Here is a 24012-nt window from a genome sequence, read left to right as displayed (position 1 = left end):
ACAATAGAACAGCGCTTGTTGCCCGGCCTTGTGATGCATATCAACCTGCCCCCGCCAAGTCGCCCGTGGCAGAGATTCCAGACCGTCCGTACACTGCCTGAAGAATAAAATGGCGAGATGGATTCCATGAGTGAAGCGTTTATTGCCAAGGTGCCGGAGCGCATCTGGGCGGGGGGAAGGCCGGCTCGGGCCCGGCAATGGGAAGCGGAATTCAACGTGGCCTCCTGGGTGCGGGTGACCGGAGCCCGGGGCCGGGTGGAACTGCGCGTGTGTTGCCTGGACGAAAGGGGTGAGCAGGCGGTGGTGGTCGACTGCGCCGAGGTCCAGGGAGAAGGCAGTGCGTTGTTGTCCGGGGTGGTCAAGCTCCGGCTCAGTGACAGCGTGGAGCAGATCCAGGTGACCCTGGGCCTATCCGATCCGTCCATGCGCTATGTGGTGGAAGAGCTGTACATGCAGCGCCGGGGCATGGCATTGGATCCCCAGGACAAGCTGATTTCCAACTACTAAGCCGTGCCGCCCGCGGTACGACGGGGTTTGGTGCTGGCCGGTCGCGGCTGGGGCCGGGGCGTCTTGCGGTCTTGTTCCAGCAATGACTCCGGCCAGCAGTGGAAGTCCAGACCGGTGACCCGGTTCAGGTTTTCCAGGGCGGTTTCGGGGTCGCGCTCTTCGAGGCGTATGACCTTGCTCATGATGTCTCACCTGATCGTTGTCTCCATTGGATAGCGAGAACCGTGCCAGCCTCTTCTCCCTGATTATTTCTTTTTAAATCAGGGGGATATGTTTTTTGTCCCCGAAGCCCGATGATCCGGCGCCGCGCCCTGCGGCAGGATGTGACGGTTTTTGCCAGCCACCACGGCGCTGGTGGATAGCGGCCTGGCGATCAGGAATCCAGAAAAAAATCCGGTAACAGCTGATCATCGCTCAGCGACGGGTCTACCTTGTAACGGTCCAGGTCCACGCCTTCCGCCGCCAGGACCTCGTCATCAATAAAGAAGTTGCCGCTGCACTGGTTCGCCGGCTGGATCAGGATGGCATGGGCGGCGTCGGCCATGATGCCCGGCTGGCGTGAGGCCTGCACCGACTGCTCGCCGCCAAGGAGATTACGGACCGCGGAGGTGTTGATGGCGGTACGTGGCCACAGCGCGTTGACGCCCACCCGGTTGCGGTACTCATCCGCCAGGCCCAGCACGCACATGCTCATGCCGTACTTGGCCATGGTGTAGGCCAGGTGGCGACCGAACCAGGCCGGGTTCAGATTCAGCGGCGGTGACAACATCAGAATGTGAGGGTTCTCCGCCTGGCGCAGCAGTGGCAGGCACAGCCGGCTGGCGAGGAAGGTGCCGCGGGCGTTGACCTGATGCATCAGGTCATAAGACTTCATGCTGGTGCTTTCGGTGGAAGTGAGCGAAATGGCACTGGCGTTGTTGATCAGAATGTCCAGGCCGCCAAAGGTCTCCTCCGCCTGCTGTACCGCGTCCGCCACATCTTCCTCATGGCGAATGTCCCCCACGCACACCAGGGTCTTGCCGCCGGCCTCCTGCATTTCCTCGGCGGCGGTATAAAGCGTGCCGGGCAGCTTGGGGTGGGGCTCGGCGGTTTTCGAAAACAGCACGATGTTGGCACCGTCGCGGGCTGCGCGCAGGCCTATGGCCTTGCCAATGCCACGGCTGGCGCCGGTGATGAACAGGGTTTTGCCGCTCAGTGTCGACATGATGTTCTCCTTTATGCGTGCCAGGGGAGGTTTACAGAGTACGCCTGCTGCTGGAGAGGTGGAAAGAGGGGGCGGCACGGTTGACCGCAGGTGCCCGTCCGGCGGGCTTCAGGGGCAATGCCGGCCGGGGAGAGGGCTGGGTATGGTGTGCAGGTCTGTCATTTCAGGCCAATGCAAGAGATCAAGACGGGAACGGCAAGATGACAATTCTAAAAATGAATCCCGAGGAATACGCGGTGTCCGCGGAGTACCTGATTCCCTTCATGGAAGTGATGAAGAAACGCGGGTTCAGCGAAGAGCAATTGCTGGATGGAACCGGTGTTCGCCAGGGATGCTGGCGTGAGGCGAAATCACGGGTGTCGGCGACGCTGTTGCGGCGGGTGGCCCGGCGTGCCGTGATGCTCACCAACGAGCCCTGGCTCGGCTGGGAACTGGGAGCGGCGACGCCGCTGTCTTCCCACGGTTTTCTCGGCTACGCGGCGATGAGCAGCGAAACCCTGGGGGACGCCATTGAATTGGCGGTGAAATTCTTCCGTATCCGCAGCACCCTGATTCAACTGGAGTCCTTCGTCGAAGGCGACTGGGCGGTGCTGCAGGTCAATGAAATGCTGTCTCTCGGTGATCTGGCGCCGTTGCTGACGGAGAGCCTGTTCTCCAGCTTCCATTTCATGGGGATGCAAATGCTGCCGGAAGTGGAGCTGTTCGGTGAGCTGCGCTTTTCCTATCCGGAGCCGGATTACTTTCAGCGGCTGCGGCCGCTGATTCCGGTGCCGGTGTATTTCGATTGTGCCTACAGCCAAATGCGCTTTCCCGCGGAGCGTTTGCAATACCGGTTGCGCTTCGCGGATCCGCGCCTGTCGCGTCTGGCGGAAGTGCAGTGCGAGCAGGAACTGGCCCATATAAAGGCACCGCCGCCGTTATTGGGGCAGGTGCGCAGAATTATTCTGGCGCGCTCGGGCCGGTTTCCCGGCGTCGAGGAAGTGGCCAGTGAGTTGCACATGTCCTCCCGCACGCTCAAGCGCAAGCTGCAGCAATTGGGGACCAGCTACCAGAAGCTGCTGGATGATCTGCGCAAGGGGTTGGCGGTGGAATACCTGTCACAAAGCCGCCGTTCGGTGGACGATATCGCCGCCGCGCTGGGCTATTCCGATGCTTCCAATTTCGCCCGTGCGTTCCGCCGCTGGACCGGCAAGAGCCCGTCCGACTATCGCGGCTAGGGTGTCGGGGCCGTGGGGTGTGGCCGGTAAACGGCCGCGCTCAATGAAGGATCAATGAGCTGATGGCCCCGCCGAGAGCGCCCAGTAGCAGTGTCAGGGTCGCCAGGAAACCAAGCAGGAAACCAGTGCCACGATCCCGGGGCTGTTCCAGATAATGATTAAAGTAGAGCTGGCGGCCGATCAGGAACAGGCTACCCACCACCGCCGCCGCGCGCGGCTCCAGGTACCAGCCACATAACCATAACGCGGGCAGGAACAGCACCAGTTGTTCCACCGTGTTGGCATGGATCCGGTGACTGCGCTCAAACAGCTCGTGTCCGGCCACGGCCGGCGCACGGATCTGATATTTGACCCGGGCCCGCCCCACCAGAAAACTGAACAGGGCGCATTGCAGCAAGGCAAGCACCGTGACGATGGCCACCCATTCCATAACCGTCCCCCCAGACAGAAAAACATGTGTCGCCGCCCGTGGCGGCACAGCCTTGATAGGCTCTAATAATTTTGGCGTATCATGCTAGCCTGGATGGCGTGGTATAGCGAGCCGTGCCCATACCAAGTGGAGAGGTTATGACAGCGGTGATATTGCACGAACGTCTGGCGGCGGATACCGGCGCCGTGGCGGAGGATGAGTTTTGCTGGATTCGCTGGCTGCGTGACGGCCGCTTCCCTTGGCTGGTGGTGGTTCCGCGCCGGCTCGATATCCGGGAGTGGCACCAACTGGCGGAGGAGGAACAGCACCGTCTGCTGAGCGTGGTCAATGGTTTGGCGGCGGAACTGGAGCGGGTCACCGGTGCCGACAAGATCAATATCGGGGCGTTGGGGAATCTGGTGCCCCAACTGCACGTGCATGTGATCGCTCGCTTCCGTGATGACCCTTGCTGGCCGGGGCCCGTATGGGGGCAGGGCACTCCGCGACCATTGAAACATCCACCGGGCTGGCTGTCCGGATTGGTGTTGCCGGAGGGGGCATGGACGCGCTGATCCCGGTGCCGGTGCAGTGTCCCCATTGCTGGCAGTATTTCGATGCCCTGGTCGATGTGTCCCAGGGGGATCAGGAATACGTGGAGGACTGTCACGTTTGCTGCCAACCCCTGGTGCTGACAGTCTTCCTGCCGAACCCGGAGACGCCCGAGGTTTCGGTGCGGCCGGAGAATGAGTGATCCGTTTTATGGTTCATCACGGATTGGCGGGAAGGGCTTCTCTTCAATCAGGGATTTTGCCTTTCTAGCGGAGGAGCGTTGCTGGTCAGGGCATTCCAGGACACGCTACAAGTACATCCCTGTAAGCTCGGGTTTGGCCATCCCTGGCCAAACACGGTCCTGGAATGCCCTGACCAGCAACACTTCGCGAGTGCTGCAATACTCAGCTGCAAATTGACGACAGTGAGAAGAAAAAGGAACCCTTCGGTTGGCTATGACTGAGGGTCTTGTGCGCTCCCCCGGGTTCCATGACTGTGTGAGGCAGGACGCCGAACGCAAGCCCCCGGGGATGGGTTCACGGCGGGTCATGGAACCCGGGGGAGCGCACAAGGCCCGGGCTACGAAGCTCCAGAGAAGAGCTCTCCTTGCCAGAACAACACCCTTTCGAAAAGAACCTTTATCTGTGTGCCGGTCAGCTAGCGGTCAATATGCCCCAGAGAACGATCCGGGCAGGCGATATCGCGCACCCGGCGTTTCAGTTCGGTGATCTCCGGAAAGCCGCCATCCTCGGCCCGATCCCAGATCAGCGTGCCATCCACGCTAATCCGAAACACCCCGCCGGTGCCTGGACGCAGAGTGACTTCCTCCAGTTCTTCCGAAAAGGTGGCGAGCAGTTCCTGGGCGTACCAGGCGGAGCGCAGCAGCCAGTTGCATTGGCGGCAATAGTGAATGCTCACTTGGCCAGCCATGAAACCGTTTACTCGCTATCGCCGGGGAAGTCGGCGCCAGCCAGAAAGGCCAGCATTTCCGGATCCTGCAGCAGGCGCTCAATGGCTTTGGCCAGGATGTCGTTGATCATCTGCCGGTTTTGCGCCAGGGACGGCGTGAACGGCGTCTTGTGCTCGACGCTGCTCTTGTAAGTGCCGGTATGGGTGGTCGGGCCACGGCGGGCTTCCGCCTGCAGTACCAGGTTCAGGTCGACCCGATTCACCACTGAGCCCGGCTCCGGAATATAGTCCAGCTGCTCCAGGCGGACTTCCAGAGTGGTGGCGTCTCCGCCGGGATTGAAGGCGTTGAAGCCCAGACTCTGCAGGCCATTGCGGACGGTGTCGGCGATCACCGCCTTGATGTCGTTGCTGGGGATCAACAAGGCGGTCTCGTCGTAAACGCCGCCGCGGCTGCCGAACTCATTCTTGCCACGGGAATCGACGCCAAGAACCTGTATTGAACGGTTATGGCCGACGTTGGAGGCTTTGACCTGCACTTGCGGGTCGACCTCAATGCGCTGCGGGCTCAGGGCACAGCCGCTTACAACCAGGGCGGCAATCAGAACGGTCAGTAGGGAACGCATGAGTCTTTCCTCATCTGTCTCGGTTCAGGGCTCTATGAACAGGCTCTAATGGGTCCGTTTCAGGGATTCCAATGCCAGGGTTTGCAGAGCCTCTTTATAACGGGACTTGGGCACCGTCTCCAGTGCCGCCAGGGCGAGCCGGGTCTGTTGCTCGGCCACCGCCACGGTGTGACTGAGACCGCCGGAGTCACGAACGATGTGGATGATGTCCTGCAGACGGTCCAGGCCGCCGGTGCGGATGGCGTCCTTGATCAGTTTGGCCTGCTCCGGAGAGCCGTTGCGAATGGTGTGGATCAGCGGCAGGGTGGGTTTGCCTTCGGCCAGATCGTCGCCCACGTTCTTGCCCAGTTCTTCCACATCACCCTGATAGTCGAGTACGTCATCCACCAACTGAAAAGCAATACCCAGGTGGCGGCCGAAGGTGGCGAAGGCCTCCGCCTGATCCCGCCCTTCGGTGGCGCCCAGCACGGCTCCGGTTTCCGCCGCGGACTCGAACATTTTTGCGGTTTTGTGGTGGATCACCCGCATGTAGCTGTCTTCACTGGTGTCCGGGTCGCGGCAGTTGATGAGCTGCAGGACCTCGCCCTCGGAGATGGTATTGGTGCTGAGGGACAGGATTTCCAGTAGCCGCTGATCTTCCAGCGCCACCATGAGCTGGAATGAGCGTGAGATCAGGAAGTCGCCCACCAGCACGCTGGCGGCGTTGCCCCATACCGCGTTGACGGTGGGGCGGCCGCGGCGCAGGCCGGATTCGTCCACCACGTCGTCATGGAGCAGGGTGGCGGTATGCAATAATTCGATGACCGCGGCAACATTGACATGCTTGTCGCCGGAATAACCGGCGGCACGGGCACAGAGCAGACACACCAAGGGGCGCAGGCGCTTGCCGCCGGATTGGATGATGTACTCGCCGACCTCGCGGATCAGAGGCACATCCGTATCCAGATGGTGTTGGATGAAGCGGTTGACCGCCTCGAAATCGTCGGCGACGTTGGAACTGATGGCCTTAAAATCCATGGGGCAGCAATCCAGCAGAATGAGCGCGAACAGCGGGCAATGCTAGCAGGGGGCGGCGGGCAGTCAAGAAAAGCCGGATGCGGGCCGCCGATGGCCGCCGTTCGGCGCCGCCGGGCTTGAGTCGCGGCCTGCTTTGGCGTACACTTCGCGGCCCTTTTTAGTCATCGTCCAACGGGCCCCCAAAGTGACGTCTGTCTTGTATGGACAAGATAGGCAAGTCCGCCCGCGAGGATCATCTGGAGTAAGACGGATGTACGCAGTCATCAAAACCGGTGGCAAACAGTACCGTGTGGAGGAAGGTGATATCCTCCGCGTGGAGAAAATTGAAGTAGGCACCGGTGATACCATCGATTTCGACCAGGTTCTGCTGGTTGCCGATGGCGACGACATCAAAGTAGGTCAGCCGCTGGTGGAAGGTGCCAAGGTCAGCGCCGAAGTGGTCGAGCAGGGCCGCCACAAGAAGATCCATGTGGTCAAGTTCCGCCGCCGCAAGCATCACCGCAAGCAACAAGGCCATCGTCAGTGGTACACGGCGGTGAAAATTACCGGGATCCAGGGCTGATTCTGGTCAAGGCAGGAGGATTGAGACATGGCACATAAAAAAGCCGGTGGTAGTACTCGTAACGGTCGCGATTCCGAAAGTAAACGCCTTGGCGTGAAGCGCTATGGTGGCCAGCTGGTTCAAGCGGGCGAGATCATCGTTCGTCAGCGTGGCACCCGCTTCCACGCTGGTGTGAATACCGGTATCGGTAAAGACCATACCATCTTCGCCAAGGCCGAAGGTCGCGTTAAGTTTCAGGTGAAAGGCCCGAACAACCGCAAATATGTGGTGATCGAACCGGTCGCCTGATCCCCGCGGATCGGCCTGAAAAACCCCGCGAGGTTCACTCCCGCGGGGTTTTTTGTGGCCGCCGTCCGTGGCGGTCATCCTTCGGGCCATTGCTAGCGCAATGTCACAAATCGTTCCCGACGATTTTTTGTGTCCTGCCGGCGGTGAACTCACCCGGCGCCTCGCGCTAAACTATCCCTTACGATTTCCAAGAGTCCTTCACCATGCAATTCGTCGACGAAGCCACCATTGATGTCCATGCGGGCAAGGGCGGTGATGGCTGTCTGAGTTTCCGTCGTGAAAAATATGTGGAATTCGGCGGCCCCGACGGCGGCGATGGCGGGGCCGGCGGACATGTGTTCGTGCGGGCCGACAGCAATCTCAACACTCTGGTGGATTACCGCTACGAACGCATTTTCAAGGCGCGTAATGGCGAGCCCGGCAAGGGGCGCCAGATGACCGGTAAATCCGCCGATCACGTGGTTCTCACCGTGCCGGTGGGGACCACCATCATTGATGTGGATACCGACGAGGTGCTGGCGGACCTGACCGGAGATGGTGATCAGGCGATGGTGGTGCGGGGCGGCCGTGGCGGCCTTGGCAACGTGCACTTCAAAAGCAGCACCAACCAGGCGCCGCGCAAGACCACCAAAGGCACCCCGGGGGAGTCCCGGCGTCTGCGGCTGGAGCTGAAGGTGCTGGCGGATGTGGGGCTGTTGGGCATGCCGAATGCCGGCAAGAGCACCCTGATTCGCTCCATTTCCGCGGCCAAGCCCAAGGTGGCGGATTATCCGTTCACCACCCTGGTGCCCAATCTGGGGGTGGTGAAGGTGGATCGCTATCGCAGCTTCGTGGTGGCGGACATTCCCGGTCTGATCGAGGGTGCGGCGGAGGGGGCGGGTCTTGGTATCCGTTTCCTCAAGCATCTGGCGCGTACCCGGTTGTTGTTGCATGTGGTGGATATTGCCCCGATGGATGGTGATCCGGCCGATCATGTCGATGCCATCGCCGATGAGCTGGACCGCTTCTCTCCGGCGCTGGCCGAGCAGGAGCGCTGGCTGGTATTCAACAAGATCGATCTGATGGCCGACGATGAGGCTCGTGAGCGGGCTGATGCCATCGTCGAAGAGCTGGGCTGGGAAGGGCCGGTGCATTTGATTTCCGCCGCCGCCGGAGTTGGCTGCGAGGAATTGGTGTACGCGCTGATGAATGCCCTGGAGGATCGCCGGCGGCTTGAGGAAGAGGATCCGGAATACGCGGCCGGGCAGCGGGAACTGCGCTCTCGCCTGGAGCAGGAAGCGCGCGAGCGGGTTCAGGAGATCAAGCAGGAAAACCGGCGCCGCCGCGACGACAATAATGATGATGACGACGATGACGATGATCACGATGTGGAGATCGTCTACGAACAATAGATCGTAAACAGGCTCTTAAGGACGACGGTGCACCATGGCGCGACGCGCACGTTGGGTAGTGAAAATCGGCAGTGCCCTGCTGACCAATGATGGCAAGGGTTTGGATCGGCGGCTGATGCAGCAGTGGGTGGATCACCTGGTCCGGCTCATGGATCAGGAGGTTGACCTGGTGGTGGTGTCCTCCGGTGCCGTCGCCGAAGGAATGACCCGGCTGGGCTGGCAGCGCCGGCCCGAGTCCATTCATGAGTTGCAGGCCGCCGCCGCGGTGGGGCAAATGGGGCTGGTGCGGGCCTGGGAAGCCTGTTTCCGCCGGCATGACCGGCACACCGCCCAGGTGCTGCTGACCCACGATGATTTATCCGACCGCAAGCGTTATCTCAATGCCCGTGCCACCCTGTTGACCCTGCTGGGGCTGTCGGTGGTGCCGGTGGTGAATGAGAACGATACCGTGGTCACTGACGAGTTCCGCTTTGGTGACAATGACACCCTGGCGGCGCTGGTGGCCAATCTGGTGGAGGCGGAGCGCCTGGTGATCCTCACCGACCAGGAAGGGCTCTATGACGCCGACCCCAGGCAAAAGCCGGATGCCAAGCTGATTCGGGAGGCCCGCGCTTCGGATCCGGCCATTGTGGGTATGGCGGGCGGTGGCGGTTCCGGGTTGGGACGGGGCGGCATGGCCACCAAGGTGCGGGCGGCGCGGCTGGCGGCCCGCTCCGGCACTATCACCACCATCGCTTCCGGACGGAGCCCCGATGTGATCGGGGAGCTGGGAGCCGGGCGGGCGCCCGGTACCACGCTAATGCCGGACACCTCACCGCTGAATGCCCGCAAACAGTGGCTGGCCGGGCATTTGCGCATGCGTGGCCGGTTGGTACTCGACGACGGTGCCGTGCGCCGCCTGCGGCAGGCCGGTTCCAGCTTGTTGCCGGTGGGCGTGGTGGATGTGTTCGGGCAGTTCTCCCGGGGCGAGATGGTGGTCTGCGAAAGCGAGCAAGGGGAGAGGGTGGCCTGTGGGCTGGTCAACTACGACGCCGCCGATGCGCGCCGGATTTGCCGCAAGAAAAGCTCGGAGATCGCCGGGGTGCTCGGCTATATGAACGAGGAAGAGCTGGTGCACCGGGATAACATGGTGGTGTTCGGATAGTGTGGATATGAGGGGTTGCCAGCAGAGTTTGGCGGCCATGAAAAATAGCCCGAAGGGTGGCCGCCAGGGACGGCGGGCATAAAAAAACCGGCCGAAGCCGGTTTTTTTATGGAACGCTAGATTCAGGCGGCGGACATGGCCTTGATCTTGGCGTTCAGGCGGCTCTTGTGGCGAGCTGCCTTGTTGGCGTGAAACTTACCCTTGCGGGTGGCCTTGTCCAGCACGGAGGTCGCCGTTTTGTAAGCTTCCTGAGCGGCGCCTTGGTCGCCAGACGCAATGGCCGCGTTCACCTTTTTCAGGTAGGTGCGCACCATGGAACGCATCGCTGCGTTATGCTGACGACGCTTTTCCGCCTGACGCGCACGCTTGCGTGCTTGCGGTGAGTTAGCCAAGGTCCTGCTCCTATAAAATCGGTAGTCTGTATTCAGTTCAGTATTCGGTACTGCCCGTGGCTGCAAGCGGCCATGGGTTTTAAAGACGCGCAACTATGCCTATCCGAAACGCGCTTGTCAATGGGAACTGGCGCCCCGGCGGTGCATTCGCTACGCTTGCCCGGCTTTGAGAGGCCGGGATGTCCTGACCGCTTCCCTGGACATCTTCCCGCGGCGGGAGCTACGAAGAGGCTGTGGGAAGCTGCCTTGGCGGCGAATCGGCGTGTGAGCGTGCCAGCGAATGGGGAGACCATGAATGGAGCAACGGGCGGATCAAGGCAAAACCGGCGCGCCTGAACCGGGCAAAAGGGGCGGTTTGCTGGCGTCCACCGTGGTGGTCAGCGCCATGACCATGCTCTCCCGGGTGCTTGGGCTGGTTCGGGACGTGGTGCTGGCCCGTCTGCTGGGCTCCTCCGCCGGCACCGACGCGTTCTTCGTGGCCTTCCGGATTCCCAATTTCCTGCGCCGGCTGTTCGCCGAGGGGGCCTTCAATCAGGCTTTCGTGCCGGTACTCAGCGAGTATAAGGAGCGGGGCAGCGCCGCCGCCACCAAGGCCCTGATTGATCGGGTGGCCGGCACTCTCGGTGGCACCCTGGCGGTAGTGACGCTGATCGGGGTGGTGGGCGCGCCATTGCTGATCTGGCTGTTTGCCCCCGGTTTTGGTGACGACCCGCACAAACGGGCGTTGGCGGTGGAAATGCTGCGGCTGACCTTCCCGTATTTGTTCTTTATCGCGCTTACCGCTTTTGCCGGGGCCTTGCTGAACACCTGGAGCCGTTTCGCGGTGCCGGCCTTTACTCCGGTATTGTTGAACCTGTGTCTGATTGGCAGCGCCTTGTTTCTGGCGCCTCATTTCGCCGAAGGGCGGATGGCGGTGGCGCTGGCCTGGGGTGTGCTGGCCGCCGGTGTCGTACAGTTGCTGTTCCAGTTGCCGTTCCTGGCGCGTCTACATCTGCTGCCGGTGCCCCGTATGGCCTGGCGTGACCCCGGAGTGCGGCGCATTCTGGCACTGATGGCGCCAGCCCTGTTCGGGGTGTCGGTCAGCCAGATCAACCTGTTGCTGGACACGGTGCTGGCGTCGTTGCTGCAAACCGGTTCGGTGACCTGGCTGTATTACTCCGACCGCCTGGTGGAACTGCCGTTGGGGGTGCTGGCCATTGCCATCGGCACGGTAATCCTGCCCAGCCTGTCCGCCAAGCACGCCTCCGCCTCCACCGAGGCTTTCTCGCGAACCCTGGACTGGGCGTTGCGCCTGGTGCTGCTGGTGGGGATTCCGGCGGCTCTGGCGTTGGCGGTATTGGCCGAGCCGCTGTTGTCGACCTTGTTCCGGCACGGTGAATTCGGCGTTCGGGACGTGGAGATGGCGGCGCAGTCGCTGCGCGCCTACAGCCTGGGGCTGGCGGCCTTCATGTTGATCAAAATCCTGGCGCCGGGCTACTTCGCCCGGCAGGATACCCGCACCCCGGTCAAGATCGGCATCATCGCCATGATCGCCAACATGGTCTTTAATCTGGCGCTGGTCTGGCATCTGCAGCATGCCGGGCTGGCCCTGGCCACGGCGCTGTCCGCCTGGCTGAACGCCGGTCTGCTGTATCTCGGACTGCGCCGTTCCGGCGTATACCGTCCCGGTGGTGGTTGGGGTTGGCACTGGGGGCGGATGCTGGTGGCGGGGCTTGCCATGGCGGCGGCCACCTGGCTGCTGGCGGAGCGTGCTGGTGTCTGGCTGGTCGGCGGGGTGAGTGAAAGAGTGGGCTGGCTCGCCCTGGTAGTGGTGGCCGGGCTGGCGGTTTATGGTCTGGTGCTGCTGGTTCTTGGCCTCAGGCCTCGCCACTTGCGCCGATGATTCCTATAATCTGCCCTCTTTTACCTCTGGGGCATGGCCAATGGGCCGCCGACGGAGGCGGGCAGTGAGGACCGAATGCGACTGATTCGTGGCGTGCACAATTTAAGGCCGGCGCACCGTGGCTGTGTGGCCACTATCGGCAATTTCGATGGTGTGCACCGTGGGCATCAGCGCATCCTGGACAAGGTGGTGGCCGAAGCCCGTGCCCGAGGTGCTCTGGCCACGGTGATGTTGTTCGAGCCGCAGCCGCAGGAGTTCTTCCTCGGTGACCAGGCGCCGGCCCGTTTGATGAACCTGCGCGACAAGCTGGTCACCCTGGCCCGTTATGGTGTCGATCAGGTGCTGTGCGTGCGTTTCAATGACGCCTTCCGTAACCTGGAGGCCGAACAATTCGTCCGTGACATTCTGGTCGATGGTCTCGCCGTCGAATATCTGGTGGTTGGAGACGACTTCCGCTTCGGCCGCGGCCGGGTTGGGGATTTCGCCTATCTGGAACAGGCCGGCGAGCGGTTCGGATTTGAGGTCTGCGATACCGCCACCTGCCAGATGACCGGTGAGCGAGTATCCAGTACCCGGGTGCGCTCGGCGCTGGCGGCTGGTGACTTCGCCTTGGTGGAGCAACTGCTGGGCCGCCCCTACGACATCAGCGGCCGGGTCCGTCACGGCGACAAGATCGGCCGGACCTTGCAACTGCCGACGGTGAATCTGGCGCTCAAGCGGCAGGTTCCGCCGGTGCAGGGCATCTACGCGGTGACGGTGGACGGGGCGGGCCTCGAAGACCAGCCCGGAGCGGCCAATGTGGGCACCCGGCCCACGGTCAATGGCGTGGAAAACCGCCTGGAGGTCCATCTGCTGGATTTCCAGGGGGACCTGTATGGCGCCCACCTGACGGTGCACTTTCACCATTTTGTGCGCCCGGAGGAGAAATTCGCCAACCTGGATGAACTGAAAGCCGCGATTCAGCGGGATGTGCAACAAGTCGAAACCTATTTCCAAGGGACATCATGACCGACTACAAGGCGACACTGAATCTTCCCCACACCGACTTCCCGATGAAGGCGGGTCTGGCCCAGCGCGAACCTCAGCGGCTGGAGCAGTGGGGTCGAATTAACCTGTATCGCAAGATGCGGGCCGCCGCCGAGGGCCGGCCCAAGTTCGTGCTGCATGATGGTCCTCCCTACGCCAATGGCGTGATTCACATTGGCCACTCCATCAACAAAGTGCTCAAGGACATCATTGTCAAAGCCCGCGGCTTCGAGGGCTTTGACGCGCCCTATGTGCCCGGCTGGGACTGTCATGGGCTGCCCATCGAGCACAAGGTGGAGCAAAAGGTGGGCAAGGCGGGTCACAAAGTGGACGCGCGCACCTTCCGCGAGGAGTGCCGGGCCTACGCCGCCGAGCAACTTGAACTGCAGAAAGCGGATTTTATCCGCCTGGGCGTGTTCGGCGATTGGGAACATCCCTATCTGACCATGAACTACGACACCGAGGCGAACATCATTCGCGCACTCGGCAAGATCGTCGACAAGGGCTTGCTTACCAAGGGCTTCAAGCCGGTGCACTGGTGTCTGGACTGCGCTTCCGCCCTGGCGGAAGCGGAAGTGGAATACCAGGACAAGAAGTCTCCGGCCATCGACGTTGCCTTCGCCGTGGTGGACCCGGCGGACTTCGCCGCCCGCTCCGGCGTGCCGGCGGAGCAGCCGGCTCTGGTGATCTGGACCACCACGCCCTGGACGCTGCCCGCCAACCAGGCGGTGGCGGTGCATCCGGAACTGGAGTACGTGCTGCTGGACGGCACCCAGAATGGCAAGCGCCGTCAACTGGTGGTGGCCGAGGCCCTGGCCGACGCGGTGATCGAACGCTTTGATCTGCAAGAGGTGACCCGCTCCGCGGTGTTCCAGGGGCAGGTGCTGGAAAACCTGGTGCTGGCGCATCCGTTCCTGGAGCGCCAGGTGCCGGTGGTGCTCGGCGAACACGTCACCACCGACGCCGGTACCGGCTGTGTGCATACCGCGCCGGGACACGGTGAGGACGATTTCCTGGTGGGTCAGCGTTATGGCCTGGAAGTGGATTCCCCGGTGCAGGACAACGGCGTATTCCGCGCCGATCTGCCGGTGGTCGGCGGCTTGCATGTGAACAAGGCCAACGGCCCGGTTATCGAGGCCCTGGAAGCCGCCGACGCATTAATGGCGTTGCGGACCATAACCCACAGCTACCCGCATTGCTGGCGTCACAAGACGCCGATCATCTTCCGCAGCACCGCCCAATGGTTCATCGCCATGGAAAAAGGGGATCTGCTGGAGCAGGCCCGTGCCGAGGTGGATCAGGTGCAATGGATCCCGGACTGGGGCAAGGCCCGTATCGAGGGCATGTTGCGTGACCGCCCGGACTGGTGCATCTCCCGGCAACGTACCTGGGGCGTGCCCATTGCCTTGTTCGTTGACCGTAATACCTCGGAGCCGCATCCGGAAACGCCGCGTCTGATCGAGGAGGTGGCGAAACGGGTGGAGCAGAACGGTATCGAGGCGTGGTTCGAGCTGGACCCGGCGGAACTGCTCGGCGAGGACGCTGAACGTTATACCAAGGTCACCGACGTGCTTGACGTCTGGTTCGACTCCGGTACCACGCATTTCTCCGTGCTGGAGCAGCGCCCGGAACTGACGGTGCCGGCGGATCTGTATCTGGAAGGCTCGGACCAGCATCGCGGCTGGTTCCAATCCTCGCTGCTCACCAGCGTCGCCATGCGTGGCAAGGCTCCTTACAAGGGAGTGCTGACTCACGGCTTCACCGTGGATGAGCAGGGCCGGAAGATGTCCAAGTCCCTGGGCAACGTGATCGCGCCGCAGGAAGTATGGAATGATCTTGGTGCCGATATCCTGCGTCTGTGGATCGCCTCCACCGACTACCGCGGTGAGATGACGGTCTCCAAAACCATCTTCAAGCAGGTGGCGGACAGCTATCGCCGTATTCGCAATACCGCCCGTTTCCTGCTGTCCAACCTGAACGGCTTCGATCCGGCCCGACACCAGGTGGCGCCACAGGACATGCTGGCGCTGGACCGTTGGGCGGTGGCCCGCACCGCGCAGTTGCAAGAGGAGCTGCGCGAGCTGTATGAAAGCTATCAGTTCCATCTGGTCTATCAGCGCCTGCACCATTTTTGTGCGCTGGAGTTGGGCGGCTTTTATCTGGATATCATCAAGGATCGCCAGTACACCACCCGGGAAGACTCGGTGGCGCGCCGCTCCTGCCAGAGCGCGCTTTATCTGATCGCCCAGGCGCTGGTGCGCTGGATGGCGCCGATCCTCAGCTTCACCGCCGAGGAAATCTTCGAGCACCTGCCCGGTGAAGATCGTCCCGAATCCGTGTTCCTTACCACCTGGTTCGACGGCCTGTTCCCGCTGGCCGGTGACGAGGCCATGGGCATGGCGTTCTGGGAGCAGGTCCAGGCGGTCAAGCAGGCGGTGAACAAAGCCATCGAGGAAGCGCGCAACCGCAAGGAGCTGCGCGCCAATCTGGCCGCCGAAGCCACATTATTCGTGACTCCGGAACTGCAGGCATTGCTGGAGCAACTGGGCGAAGAGTTGCGCTTCGTCACCATCACTTCCACCGCCACTCTCAAGCCGCTGTCGGAAGCGCCGGAGGGGCTCGAGGCCAGTGCCGTGGAAGGGCTCAAGGTGCAGGTGGTGGCGTCCACCCACGGCAAATGCGCCCGCTGCTGGCATCACCGCGAGGATGTGGGCAGCCATGCCGAACACCCGGAACTGTGTGGCCGTTGCATCAGCAATGTGGATGGCCCCGGCGAGGAGCGCTCTTATGCATGACGTCGGCGGCGGGCGCGATGCGGACAACGTGAGTATGACGAAGAGCGGGGCCAGGTGGCTGCCGGGCCAACTCGGCTGGCTCTGGCTGACCGCGTTGGCCATTGCCCTGGACCAGATCACCAAGCATATGGTGGTGGCTCGCTTCGACTTGTTCGAGCGGTTGGAAGTGCTGCCGTTCTTTAACCTCACTCTGGCCTATAACACCGGTGCCGCGTTCAGTTTCCTGGCCGAGGCGGGGGGGTGGCAGCGTTGGTTCTTCACGCTGGTGGCGCTGGGGGCGTCCGCGCTGATTCTGGTGTGGCTGGCGCGGCTTCGCGATGAGCGTTTGCAAGGCGCGGGGCTGGCACTGATTCTGGCCGGCGCCCTGGGGAACCTGTATGACCGGATCGTGCTGGGCCATGTGGTGGATTTCCTCGATTTCCATTGGGCTGGCTGGCACTTTCCTGCGTTCAATCTGGCCGATACCGCCATCACCATCGGTGCCGGCCTGATCATTCTCGACATGATCCTGGGAGGGCGTGGCCGCCATGAACGATGAGTTGCGCGTCGGGCCGCAAACCCGCGTCACCCTGCATTTCGCCGTGCGCTTGATGGACGGCACGGAGATGGACAGCACTTTCGGTGGTGAGCCGGCTACCTTTGTCTGGGGTGATGGCTCCTTGTTGCCTGGTTTCGAGCGTGCCATTCTCGGCCTCAAAGCCGGAGACCGGCGCAGTGTCTTCATCGATGCCCAGTCGGGGTTTGGCGAGTACAACGAGCAGAATGTGCAGCATTTCCGCCGTGACACTTTTGCCGCTCCCGATGGCATGGAAGTAGGCACGGTGATGAACTTCGCCGATGCCGCCGGAGCCGAACTGCCCGGCGTGGTCTCCGCCCTGGATGAGCAATGGGTGACGGTGGATTTCAATCACCCCCTGGCCGGTCGCGAACTGACCTTTGAAGTGGAGATCGTGCGTGTCGAACACGATGCCCCGGAGCAAACGGTGAAATTGAATTAATAGTTAATAGTGATTGGTTAACAGCGAAAAAAGGCCGATATTTTCTGTAGGAGCTTGCCTGCAAGCGAATGGGGCCGCTCAGGTTTGGCAATATTCGCTTGCAGGCAAGCTCCCACGGCGGCTAAAGACCACCCACGCTGTTCACTGTTCACTGTTCACTATAAACTGATCTCTATGGATATCCGTCTCGCCAATCCCCGTGGTTTCTGTGCCGGCGTCGATCGCGCCATCGCCATCGTCAACCGTGCCCTGGACGTGTTCGGGCCGCCGGTTTATGTGCGTCATGAGGTGGTGCACAACCGCTTCGTGGTGGATGGATTGCGCGACCGTGGCGCGGTTTTCGTCGAGGAACTGCACGAGGTGCCCGACGACGCCATCGTTATTTTCAGTGCCCACGGTGTCTCCCGGGTGGTGCAGGAAGAGGCCGAGCAGCGCGCTCTGAAGGTGTTCGACGCCACCTGTCCACTGGTCACCAAAGTGCATATGGAAGTGATCCGTTATGCCCGTGAAGGGCGGGAAGCGGTGCTGATCGGCCACGCCGGCCACCCCGAGGTGGAAGGCACCATGGGACAGTACGACACCTCCAAGGGAGGGCGTATGTACCTGGTGGAAAGCGAAGACGACGTGGCCACGCTGGAAGTCACCAACCCGGACTATCTGGCGTTCGTCACCCAGACCACGCTCAGCGTGGACGACACCGCCCGTATCATCGATGCCTTGCGGGCGCGTTTCCCCAACATCCTCGGTCCCAAGCGCGAGGATATCTGTTACGCCACCACCAATCGCCAGGACGCGGTGCGTCAACTGGCGTTGGAGTGTGACCTGGTCCTGGTGGTGGGCTCAGTGAACAGTTCCAATTCCAATCGCCTCAAGGAACTGGCGGAACGCTGCGGTACCGAGGCCTATCTGCTGGATGATCCGGCCATGATCGATGCCGCCTGGCTGCAGGGCAAGAAAGCCGTTGGCGTCACCGCGGGCGCCAGCGCCCCTGAGGAACTGGTGCATCAGGTGGTCAGCCGGCTGCGCGAACTGGGCGGCGAAAGCGCGGAGGAAATCCCTGGCCGCGAGGAGAACATCAGCTTCTCCATGCCCAAGGCATTACGCGCCTGATTCCTTTTTAACCTCGGCGATCCTGCTTTGAAAAGGCGCTTGCCGGAGGTGTGCCTGAAGAAAGGGTTGCGCCTTTTTTGTGTGAATTTCATCACATATGAACCCCTGATTTTCTCAAGTCTCTGAGCCGTTCGGTACAGGCAGACGACCGCTTGTCCGAGCGTGCTTGTCGCCCGTTTTACAATCGCTAGAGTGTCGGCACCGAGTTCGCTTATTTGGGGGAAGACGTGATCGGCACTCGTGGGGAAAACGGCGGTTTCACCATCATCGAATTGATGCTGGGGATCGTGGTGGCGGGCATTCTGCTGGCTATCGCCGTGCCGTCATTTCAGAACGTCATCGCCAGCAACGCGCTGCGCTCCACCACTTCGGATCTGATCACCGCGCTTAATACCGCCCGTTCCCAGGCGGTGAGTTCCCGTCGTGACGTGAAGCTTAAGCCTCTGGGATCCCCGGCGGACTGGAGCAACGGCTGGGAGTTGGATTACGGCTCCGGCGCGGTGGAGCAGAACCAGACCTTTTCCGCTGGAGCAGGCGTCAGCGTCATGGAAAACAATGGTTTGACCGAATTGCTGTTCGATCGCTCCGGCCGGGTGGACAACGATGCCGTGTTTGAAGTGTGTGACGACCGTACCGGCGAGACTGGCCGGAAAATCTCCCTGGGCCGCTTCGGCGATCTTCAAAACAAACCGCTGACCTGCAGCTAGGGGGCACCATGCGCACTTCCCGAAAACGACAAGGCGGCGTCGGCATGGTGGAGATTCTGGTGGCGCTGCTGGTACTGGCCATCGGTGTGCTCGGTTATGCCGGCTTACAGCTCAACGCCCTGAAGAGCACCGAGGACGCCAATATTCGTTCCCAGGCCACGGCACTGGCCCGGGACGCTCTGGAACGCATCATCGCCAATCCGCAAGCCCGCTCCACCTATCTTCAGGAAAACAGCTGGAATACAGGCGCCGGCGCCCTGGGCGAGGCTCCGCCTTCCAACCCGGACTGCATGGCCAGCAGTTGTGACAGCGATCAGATGTCTGTCTGGGACCGCAATACCTTGCGCTGGCAGGCCGGTAATCTGCTGCCTGCCGGCAAAATCCGTGTGCAGCCTTGCGACAGCGGTTCCACGCTGACCAGTTGCGTGGTGGTGGCCTGGGGGGATCAGGCGCTGGATGGCTGTATTGATGGCGGCGACATCAACACCGATGACAGCGCCAAATGCGTGGTAATGGAGGTGACACGATGAGGCGGTTCGGCGCACATCGGCAGACCGGCTTCAGCCTGGTGGAACTCATGGTGGCCATGGTGCTGGGACTGATCATTACCGGCGCTGCGATTTCTCTGTTCTCCACTAACCAGCGGACGTTCTCGTTGCAACAGAACATGGCCCGTATACAGGAGCAGGGTGACCTGGCCATGCGTTTTATCAATCAGGACGTGCGCCTGGCGGGAAATATGAGCGACGACGTCGCCGCCACCTTTATGCCGGGCATCATTCTGGATGCCAGTAGTGCGGTGACCGGCGGTTCCGCCATTCCTCCCGGCGATGATGGGGGTAGCGACAGCGACCGCCTCACTCTTGCCTACCATGGCGAAAAGGACTGTCAGGGGAATGGTGGGACTGGCATGAAGGAGATCGTCAACACCTACTGGGTGGGAGGTGATGACGGTGACGAGCTCTACTGCCGTGGCAACCAGAGTGGTGGTTCCGGCGGCGTGGTGTTGTTGCGGGGGATAAAGAGCTTCCAAGTGCTCTATGGCGTGGATCAAAGTACCGACGGTATTCCCTTTGCTTCTCAGTATTTGCGGGCCGACGAAGTACTGGCCAGCGCCGATGTGGATCAAAGCCGAATCGTGGCGGTGAAGATCGGTTTGCTGATGGAAGCCGATCTGCCAGTGCTTGGCGGCGAGGATCAGGATCAGACCTTTTACATACTGGATCGGCAAGTGGATGTCAGTGCGGGCAGAACGCTGCGTCGCCAGTTCTTTTCCACCGTCGCTATCCGGAACTATCCCTGGGATGTGATCTGATGATGTCGATAACACACTACAATTCGCAGCGTGGCGCCGCTCTTCTGGTCGCTCTGATGATTCTGGTGATCGTCTCGATCCTGGGCATCACCGCCATGAAAACCAGCATGTTCAGCAGCAAAATCGCCACCGGAACCCAAGTGGACGCAATGGCGTTTGAAGGGGCGGAATCGGCGGTGAACGAAGCCTTTACCAGTTTGTATGGCATGAGCAGCGCGCAATTACAGCCGTTCTTGACCGGCTCGGTGGGGCAGCGCTGTTTGGTGGGTGGAGCGGCGACCGCGGCCGTGCGGGCCTGCACCAGTACGGACCGTATGGATTCAAGAAGACTGGTGCGCGCCGGGTCCCGGATTCGTCAGGAGGGCATGAGGGCGGTTTCCGGAGGACAGTTGAGTATGTCCGGCAATAATACGCTGGTGGTCGATTTCACCTTTGAAATTCTGGGGGAGGCGGAGATCGATGACTTTTCAGTAAACAATCATCACATGCTGGAAGCGCTGAAACGCGGGATGGTGTCGTCGTCCGACTTTAATGTGGACACGGAAAACTAAGCACGAGCGGGGGGGAGTCATGCTCGAGAATATTGTCAAGTCAGGCTTGTTACTGGTTGCCTTGTTGTTGGCACCGACGCCGCTTTACGCGGACGACACGGAAATCTATTTCTCCCGCGCCGGTGTCGGCAACGACGAGAACGAACAGATTGCCAACGTATTGTTCCTGATCGACACCTCCGGGAGTATGGAACAGGGCAGTCCGACCAAAATGTCGCAATTGAAAGAGGCTTTTACCCAGGTTATTGATGGGCTGGGTGAAGGGGTTCGAGTGGGCGTTGGCAAGTTCAATGGTGGTTATGACCGCAATGGCTACGGCGGCTATGTGTTCTATCCGGTCAGCGATATGGACAGCACTGCTCGCAGCGAGGTCAAGTCCCTGGTCAATGGTCTCTCTGGTACATCGAATACCCCCACTATGGAAGCCTACTCAGAGATGGCCCGCTACATGATGGGGCTCAGTCCCACCACATATGCTGTATATGGAGAGGCTTCCCAGGACAAACCTCAGGTGGCAGTTAACATGCATTACCAGTGTGTGCGCTACTTCTCCAACGGCAGTTGCCGCGACTGGGACTGGGTTAGCGATGATAGCTATCAGTCACCGATGAATATAAATAACCAGTGCGAAAGCAACCACATCATTGTCATGACCGACGGCGATCCGACTCAGGATACCGACTACGATTCGGTGAGGAATATCGCGGGAGGGTATTGCAACGGTTCGTACAGTTGTCAGGAACAACTGGCCGGGTGGCTGGCGAGCAAAAGCAATAGTCAGGAGCGCGCGGTAAAGACCTGGCAGGTGGCCTTTGGTGTCAGCGAGACTTCATCCCAGGTAAGAAACATGACGTCAGTGGCTGTTGCCGGTGGCACGGAAAGGGTGCGTCTTGCCAACGATGCAGAAGAACTGGCCGCCGAATTCAATGACATTCTTAACCTCATCGCGGAAGACTCCCAGACCATTACATCGCCGGGGGTGGCGGTAAACCAGAACAACCGGCTGGAACACCTGAACCAGCTTTACTATGCCGTTTTCAAGCCCTCTAAAAGTTCGGTCTGGCCCGGCAATTTGAAACGTTATCGCAAGGACGGCAGTGAAGTCGTGGATAAGAATGGTGCCTCCGCGGTGGATGCCAGCACCGGCTATTTCCGCGATTCGGCCTGGAGTTATTGGACGCCCACGGAAGCTGATGGCCCGGATGTCACCAAAGGTGGTGCTCGTGGCAGAAACGATCAATATCAGGACCGCAAGATCTATGTGGGCAATAACAGTGATAACGGTGGCGGTGAATGGCTTACCGAAAATCGTGTGGAAAACATTCTTCAGCCCGCCCAGATGGGGATTCCGGATAACGATCCGGTAGCGGAATTCGACACCAAGTTGAAAGTCTACGAGGCGTTGAAGCGCCTCTGGGCCGACCCGATGCATAGTGTGCCGTTGCTGGTGAACTATGAGCTGGGAGCCGACGCCAATGACGTGGACGGCCAGAAAAACTATCTCTTCGTATCCACCAATGGCGGCATGTTGCACGCCATCGATACCGCTGATGGTCGTGAAAAATTCACTTTCATGCCGGATCGAATGCTTAGAAAAGCATACGACTTTGTCCGCTCTCCTGATTTGCGGGAAGACAATATTCGTGACCCCTATGGCATGGATGGTTCCTGGGTGGCTTATCGTACCGCCAAGGAAGATGGCGATGCCGACAAGGTGTGGATCTTCGGGGGCATGCGCAGGGGCGGAAACGCCTACTATGGTCTGGATGTGTCGTCCATGGACAGTCCGGAGCTGATGTGGCGGATCCAGGGCAAGGACGAGAGCGGAGCCAATGCCAGCAGCGGGTTCGATCGGCTGGGGCAGACCTGGTCCACGCCGACCATCACCCGGGTACGTATCGACGGTGAGGTGAAAACGGTGCTGGTATTCGGCGGTGGCTACGACGCCGAACATCATGATACCGCCGGTCAGCGGGCGGCGAAGGACAGTGTTGGTAATGTCATTTATATGGTCGACGCGGAAACCGGGGACTTGATCTGGTCCGCCGGCGCCGACACCAATGCCGGCGTCGCCCATACAACGGTGGACAGCATGAAATGGTCGGTGCCGGGAGGCATCGCCGTGGTGGACCTGAAGAATGGCCGGTTGGATGGCCTGGCGGATCACCTCTACTTCGCCGACCTTGGCGGGCAGGTGTTTCGCGTCAATCTTGACAATAACAACGACGGTGCCGGTTCCCTGGTGAAGGGCGTGGTGCGGTTGGCCAATTTTGGTGACAGCGAGCACCGCAGGTTCTATGAGGCACCGGCCATTGGTTATGTGCGTGATGGCTTGCAAGAGACACTGTACGTGGCGGTGGGATCCGGCTATCGGGCCCATCCTCTGGACGAGGACACCGACGAAGGCTTCTTCATGTTCGCGGACAGTACCTTCAAAAATACCAATCAGCCCGATGTGATTACCATGAGTGAGCTGCGCAATGCCCGTAGCAGCGATCCGTCCGCGTCCTCTAAGGGATGGTACGTGACCTTCCTGAATTCGGGTGAAAAGGTAATGTCCTCTCCGAGCATTTATCAGAACTCGGTGATGTTCACCACCTACGTACCCACCAATGCGGACCAGGACGATGATCCCTGTGTGGTGCGTTACGGTGAGGCTTATGCCTATCGGGCCAACATGATCACCGGGGAGCCGGAGTCCTTCACCAACGATGGAGAGGCTTCCTGGGACGGCACCAAACTGATTACCTCCGCGATCCCGCCGGGCGTGGTGCCGGTAATTACCGACGGGGGCGGCGGTGATGGTGACGGGGGCGGCGGCGATGATGATGAGGATAGCGGCGGGGTGTCCTTCAACGTGGGCTTGGAGTTTATTGGCGATGACGGCATGAACTACAACCTGTTCCGCAAGCGCCGCTGGTACCCCATGGAAAAGAACGACGCCAACGAATACTTCCCGCCTGAGCAAGGGGGAACGACACCATGAACCGAATGACTCGGAATCCCATGGCCGGCTTCACGCTGATCGAACTGATGATCGTGGTGGTGGTGGTGGCGATCCTCGCCGCCATCGCCTACCCGAGCTACACCGAGCAGGTGCGCAGTACACGCCGGGCCGAATACCAGGGCAAGCTGATGGACCTGGCGGCATCGCTGGAAACCTATCGGGCCCGCCATTTTTCCTATGAGGGCGCGACGGCTGGCGGCTTGGTGGGGGATGCTTATTACAACGTTCAGGTGGCTACCAGCAATGATCATCAGAGCTATCTGATCACCGCCACGCCCCGCTCCGGGGCGGGGATGGCGGGGGACGGTAATCTCAAACTCAACAGCGAAGGGCAGACCTGTTGGGTGAAAGGCGGGGACTGCACTCCCAGTGCCACGTCCAGTTGGGAGCGGTAAGGGGAAAGCAGCGG

27 protein-coding genes are annotated in these 24012 nt (G+C 60.9%); 20 read left to right on the top strand and 7 right to left on the bottom strand.

The genetic code is table 11. The features are described 5' to 3' along the window. Positions 1 to 126: 126 nt before the first annotated feature. Positions 127 to 507 (top strand): hypothetical protein, encoded by a 381-nt coding sequence (locus RYH70_RS17285; protein ID WP_031228805.1) that lies wholly within the window; start codon positions 127 to 129, stop codon positions 505 to 507. On the opposite strand, the gene RYH70_RS17280 is transcribed toward RYH70_RS17285, so the two are convergent. Continuing rightward, on the bottom strand, positions 504 to 689 hold the full coding sequence (locus tag RYH70_RS17280; RefSeq protein WP_014996057.1) for a hypothetical protein: 186 nt from the start codon (positions 687 to 689) through the stop codon (positions 504 to 506). The genes RYH70_RS17285 and RYH70_RS17280 overlap by 4 nt on opposite strands. Positions 690 to 880: 191 nt before the next feature. Further along, on the bottom strand, positions 881 to 1711 hold the full coding sequence (locus RYH70_RS17275; RefSeq protein ID WP_097058770.1) for an SDR family oxidoreductase: 831 nt from the start codon (positions 1709 to 1711) through the stop codon (positions 881 to 883). 200 nt (positions 1712 to 1911) lie between these two features. Between RYH70_RS17275 and RYH70_RS17270 the strand changes: the two genes are divergently transcribed. Then, complete coding sequence (locus tag RYH70_RS17270) at positions 1912 to 2928, top strand: AraC family transcriptional regulator (RefSeq protein ID WP_026949547.1); 1017 nt, start codon at positions 1912 to 1914, stop codon at positions 2926 to 2928. 40 nt (positions 2929 to 2968) lie between these two features. Here RYH70_RS17270 and RYH70_RS17265 read toward each other — a convergent pair whose 3' ends face one another. Continuing rightward, a complete protein-coding gene (locus RYH70_RS17265; protein WP_022996682.1) occupies positions 2969 to 3358 on the bottom strand; it encodes an MAPEG family protein in 390 nt (129 codons plus the stop codon). Positions 3359 to 3495: 137 nt separating this feature from the next. On the opposite strand from RYH70_RS17265, the gene RYH70_RS17260 reads away from it, so the two are divergent. Together RYH70_RS17260 and RYH70_RS17255 are read left to right on the top strand one after the other, a co-directional pair. Further along, positions 3496 to 3909, top strand: coding sequence for an HIT family protein (locus RYH70_RS17260; protein WP_055099452.1), 414 nt, complete (start codon positions 3496 to 3498; stop codon positions 3907 to 3909). After that, a complete protein-coding gene (locus tag RYH70_RS17255; RefSeq protein WP_014996052.1) occupies positions 3897 to 4088 on the top strand; it encodes a CPXCG motif-containing cysteine-rich protein in 192 nt (63 codons plus the stop codon). The genes RYH70_RS17260 and RYH70_RS17255 overlap by 13 nt, the downstream gene beginning before the upstream one ends. 455 nt (positions 4089 to 4543) lie before the next feature. On the opposite strand, the gene RYH70_RS17250 is transcribed toward RYH70_RS17255, so the two are convergent. From RYH70_RS17250 to RYH70_RS17240, 3 genes are read right to left on the bottom strand one after another with little or no spacing between them, the layout of a single operon-like run. Further along, the gene (locus RYH70_RS17250) at positions 4544 to 4816 is read right to left on the bottom strand and encodes a SelT/SelW/SelH family protein (protein ID WP_022996680.1); all 273 of its coding nucleotides are present in this window, start codon (positions 4814 to 4816) and stop codon (positions 4544 to 4546) included. Between the two features lie 8 nt (positions 4817 to 4824). Beyond that, entirely contained in the window at positions 4825 to 5418 is a 594-nt protein-coding gene (locus RYH70_RS17245; RefSeq protein WP_055099451.1) for a YajG family lipoprotein, read from the bottom strand. 45 nt (positions 5419 to 5463) lie between these two features. Then, entirely contained in the window at positions 5464 to 6435 is a 972-nt protein-coding gene (locus tag RYH70_RS17240; protein ID WP_233917709.1) for a polyprenyl synthetase family protein, read from the bottom strand. Positions 6436 to 6685: 250 nt separating this feature from the next. Here RYH70_RS17240 and rplU point away from each other — a divergent pair, with 250 nt between their 5' ends. The 4 genes from rplU to proB all read left to right on the top strand — a co-directional run bounded on the left by rplU (position 6686) and on the right by proB (position 9820). Then, a complete protein-coding gene (gene rplU / locus RYH70_RS17235; RefSeq protein WP_014996048.1) occupies positions 6686 to 6997 on the top strand; it encodes a 50S ribosomal protein L21 in 312 nt (103 codons plus the stop codon). Between the two features lie 27 nt (positions 6998 to 7024). Further along, positions 7025 to 7285, top strand: coding sequence for a 50S ribosomal protein L27 (gene rpmA / locus RYH70_RS17230; protein ID WP_014996047.1), 261 nt, complete (start codon positions 7025 to 7027; stop codon positions 7283 to 7285). Between the two features lie 203 nt (positions 7286 to 7488). Further along, positions 7489 to 8676 (top strand): Obg family GTPase CgtA, encoded by a 1188-nt coding sequence (gene cgtA, locus RYH70_RS17225; RefSeq protein WP_022996677.1) that lies wholly within the window; start codon positions 7489 to 7491, stop codon positions 8674 to 8676. Positions 8677 to 8710: 34 nt separating this feature from the next. Further along, complete coding sequence (gene proB, locus RYH70_RS17220; protein ID WP_022996676.1) at positions 8711 to 9820, top strand: glutamate 5-kinase; 1110 nt, start codon at positions 8711 to 8713, stop codon at positions 9818 to 9820. A gap of 122 nt (positions 9821 to 9942) precedes the next feature. Here the strand turns inward: proB and rpsT are convergent, their stop codons facing one another. Next, on the bottom strand, positions 9943 to 10212 hold the full coding sequence (rpsT, locus tag RYH70_RS17215; RefSeq protein WP_026949548.1) for a 30S ribosomal protein S20: 270 nt from the start codon (positions 10210 to 10212) through the stop codon (positions 9943 to 9945). A 295-nt stretch (positions 10213 to 10507) separates the two neighbouring features. Between rpsT and murJ the strand changes: the two genes are divergently transcribed. From murJ to RYH70_RS17155, 12 genes are all read left to right on the top strand, one after another. Beyond that, entirely contained in the window at positions 10508 to 12094 is a 1587-nt protein-coding gene (gene murJ / locus RYH70_RS17210) for a murein biosynthesis integral membrane protein MurJ (protein ID WP_022996675.1), read from the top strand. Positions 12095 to 12169: 75 nt separating this feature from the next. Continuing rightward, positions 12170 to 13102 carry a bifunctional riboflavin kinase/FAD synthetase gene (gene ribF / locus RYH70_RS17205; RefSeq protein ID WP_055099450.1) on the top strand — a complete coding sequence of 311 codons (933 nt, stop codon included), beginning with the start codon at positions 12170 to 12172 and terminating at the stop codon, positions 13100 to 13102. After that, positions 13099 to 15915, top strand: a complete 2817-nt coding sequence (gene ileS, locus RYH70_RS17200) for an isoleucine--tRNA ligase (RefSeq protein ID WP_022996673.1) — start codon at positions 13099 to 13101, stop codon at positions 15913 to 15915. The genes ribF and ileS overlap by 4 nt, the downstream gene beginning before the upstream one ends. Beyond that, positions 15908 to 16453, top strand: coding sequence for a signal peptidase II (gene lspA, locus RYH70_RS17195; protein WP_022996672.1), 546 nt, complete (start codon positions 15908 to 15910; stop codon positions 16451 to 16453). Before ileS ends, lspA begins: the two co-directional genes overlap by 8 nt. Next, a complete protein-coding gene (gene fkpB, locus RYH70_RS17190; protein ID WP_317009455.1) occupies positions 16443 to 16913 on the top strand; it encodes an FKBP-type peptidyl-prolyl cis-trans isomerase in 471 nt (156 codons plus the stop codon). The genes lspA and fkpB overlap by 11 nt, the downstream gene beginning before the upstream one ends. Positions 16914 to 17087: 174 nt before the next feature. Then, on the top strand, positions 17088 to 18023 hold the full coding sequence (ispH, locus tag RYH70_RS17185) for a 4-hydroxy-3-methylbut-2-enyl diphosphate reductase (protein ID WP_022996670.1): 936 nt from the start codon (positions 17088 to 17090) through the stop codon (positions 18021 to 18023). A gap of 227 nt (positions 18024 to 18250) precedes the next feature. Continuing rightward, a complete protein-coding gene (locus tag RYH70_RS17180) occupies positions 18251 to 18730 on the top strand; it encodes a GspH/FimT family pseudopilin (RefSeq protein ID WP_080531527.1) in 480 nt (159 codons plus the stop codon). A gap of 8 nt (positions 18731 to 18738) precedes the next feature. Continuing rightward, complete coding sequence (gene pilV / locus RYH70_RS17175; RefSeq protein ID WP_026949550.1) at positions 18739 to 19260, top strand: type IV pilus modification protein PilV; 522 nt, start codon at positions 18739 to 18741, stop codon at positions 19258 to 19260. Then, positions 19257 to 20045, top strand: coding sequence for a PilW family protein (locus RYH70_RS17170; protein ID WP_063139864.1), 789 nt, complete (start codon positions 19257 to 19259; stop codon positions 20043 to 20045). The genes pilV and RYH70_RS17170 overlap by 4 nt, the downstream gene beginning before the upstream one ends. After that, positions 20045 to 20596, top strand: a complete 552-nt coding sequence (locus RYH70_RS17165) for a pilus assembly PilX family protein (RefSeq protein WP_317009454.1) — start codon at positions 20045 to 20047, stop codon at positions 20594 to 20596. Before RYH70_RS17170 ends, RYH70_RS17165 begins: the two co-directional genes overlap by 1 nt. A 19-nt stretch (positions 20597 to 20615) precedes the next feature. Further along, positions 20616 to 23582 (top strand): PilC/PilY family type IV pilus protein, encoded by a 2967-nt coding sequence (locus RYH70_RS17160; RefSeq protein WP_317009453.1) that lies wholly within the window; start codon positions 20616 to 20618, stop codon positions 23580 to 23582. Then, positions 23579 to 23998, top strand: coding sequence for a type IV pilin protein (locus tag RYH70_RS17155; RefSeq protein ID WP_055099445.1), 420 nt, complete (start codon positions 23579 to 23581; stop codon positions 23996 to 23998). Before RYH70_RS17160 ends, RYH70_RS17155 begins: the two co-directional genes overlap by 4 nt. The last annotated feature ends 14 nt before the right edge of the window (positions 23999 to 24012 follow it).

This window comes from Alloalcanivorax xenomutans (assembly GCF_032810065.1).
Taxonomy (GTDB): Bacteria; Pseudomonadota; Gammaproteobacteria; order Pseudomonadales; family Alcanivoracaceae; genus Alloalcanivorax; species Alloalcanivorax xenomutans.
The sequence above is the reverse complement of the archived record's forward strand: the minus strand, read 5'-3'. Positions and strand labels throughout refer to the sequence as shown.

Coding starts and splice junctions, on each gene's coding strand:
- cgtA (WP_022996677.1), top strand. CDS start 7,489: ATGCAATTCGTCGACGAAGCCACCATTGATGTCCATGCGGGCAAGGGC.
- RYH70_RS17285 (WP_031228805.1), top strand. CDS start 127: ATGAGTGAAGCGTTTATTGCCAAGGTGCCGGAGCGCATCTGGGCGGGG.
- rpmA (WP_014996047.1), top strand. CDS start 7,025: ATGGCACATAAAAAAGCCGGTGGTAGTACTCGTAACGGTCGCGATTCC.
- ribF (WP_055099450.1), top strand. CDS start 12,170: ATGCGACTGATTCGTGGCGTGCACAATTTAAGGCCGGCGCACCGTGGC.
- RYH70_RS17280 (WP_014996057.1), bottom strand. CDS start 689: ATGAGCAAGGTCATACGCCTCGAAGAGCGCGACCCCGAAACCGCCCTG.
- RYH70_RS17160 (WP_317009453.1), top strand. CDS start 20,616: ATGCTCGAGAATATTGTCAAGTCAGGCTTGTTACTGGTTGCCTTGTTG.
- lspA (WP_022996672.1), top strand. CDS start 15,908: ATGCATGACGTCGGCGGCGGGCGCGATGCGGACAACGTGAGTATGACG.
- RYH70_RS17165 (WP_317009454.1), top strand. CDS start 20,045: ATGATGTCGATAACACACTACAATTCGCAGCGTGGCGCCGCTCTTCTG.
- RYH70_RS17255 (WP_014996052.1), top strand. CDS start 3,897: ATGGACGCGCTGATCCCGGTGCCGGTGCAGTGTCCCCATTGCTGGCAG.
- pilV (WP_026949550.1), top strand. CDS start 18,739: ATGCGCACTTCCCGAAAACGACAAGGCGGCGTCGGCATGGTGGAGATT.
- fkpB (WP_317009455.1), top strand. CDS start 16,443: ATGAACGATGAGTTGCGCGTCGGGCCGCAAACCCGCGTCACCCTGCAT.
- ileS (WP_022996673.1), top strand. CDS start 13,099: ATGACCGACTACAAGGCGACACTGAATCTTCCCCACACCGACTTCCCG.
- ispH (WP_022996670.1), top strand. CDS start 17,088: ATGGATATCCGTCTCGCCAATCCCCGTGGTTTCTGTGCCGGCGTCGAT.
- RYH70_RS17275 (WP_097058770.1), bottom strand. CDS start 1,711: ATGTCGACACTGAGCGGCAAAACCCTGTTCATCACCGGCGCCAGCCGT.
- RYH70_RS17240 (WP_233917709.1), bottom strand. CDS start 6,435: ATGGATTTTAAGGCCATCAGTTCCAACGTCGCCGACGATTTCGAGGCG.
- RYH70_RS17250 (WP_022996680.1), bottom strand. CDS start 4,816: ATGGCTGGCCAAGTGAGCATTCACTATTGCCGCCAATGCAACTGGCTG.
- RYH70_RS17155 (WP_055099445.1), top strand. CDS start 23,579: ATGAACCGAATGACTCGGAATCCCATGGCCGGCTTCACGCTGATCGAA.
- proB (WP_022996676.1), top strand. CDS start 8,711: ATGGCGCGACGCGCACGTTGGGTAGTGAAAATCGGCAGTGCCCTGCTG.
- murJ (WP_022996675.1), top strand. CDS start 10,508: ATGGAGCAACGGGCGGATCAAGGCAAAACCGGCGCGCCTGAACCGGGC.
- RYH70_RS17270 (WP_026949547.1), top strand. CDS start 1,912: ATGACAATTCTAAAAATGAATCCCGAGGAATACGCGGTGTCCGCGGAG.
- RYH70_RS17265 (WP_022996682.1), bottom strand. CDS start 3,358: ATGGAATGGGTGGCCATCGTCACGGTGCTTGCCTTGCTGCAATGCGCC.
- RYH70_RS17260 (WP_055099452.1), top strand. CDS start 3,496: ATGACAGCGGTGATATTGCACGAACGTCTGGCGGCGGATACCGGCGCC.
- rplU (WP_014996048.1), top strand. CDS start 6,686: ATGTACGCAGTCATCAAAACCGGTGGCAAACAGTACCGTGTGGAGGAA.
- RYH70_RS17245 (WP_055099451.1), bottom strand. CDS start 5,418: ATGCGTTCCCTACTGACCGTTCTGATTGCCGCCCTGGTTGTAAGCGGC.
- RYH70_RS17170 (WP_063139864.1), top strand. CDS start 19,257: ATGAGGCGGTTCGGCGCACATCGGCAGACCGGCTTCAGCCTGGTGGAA.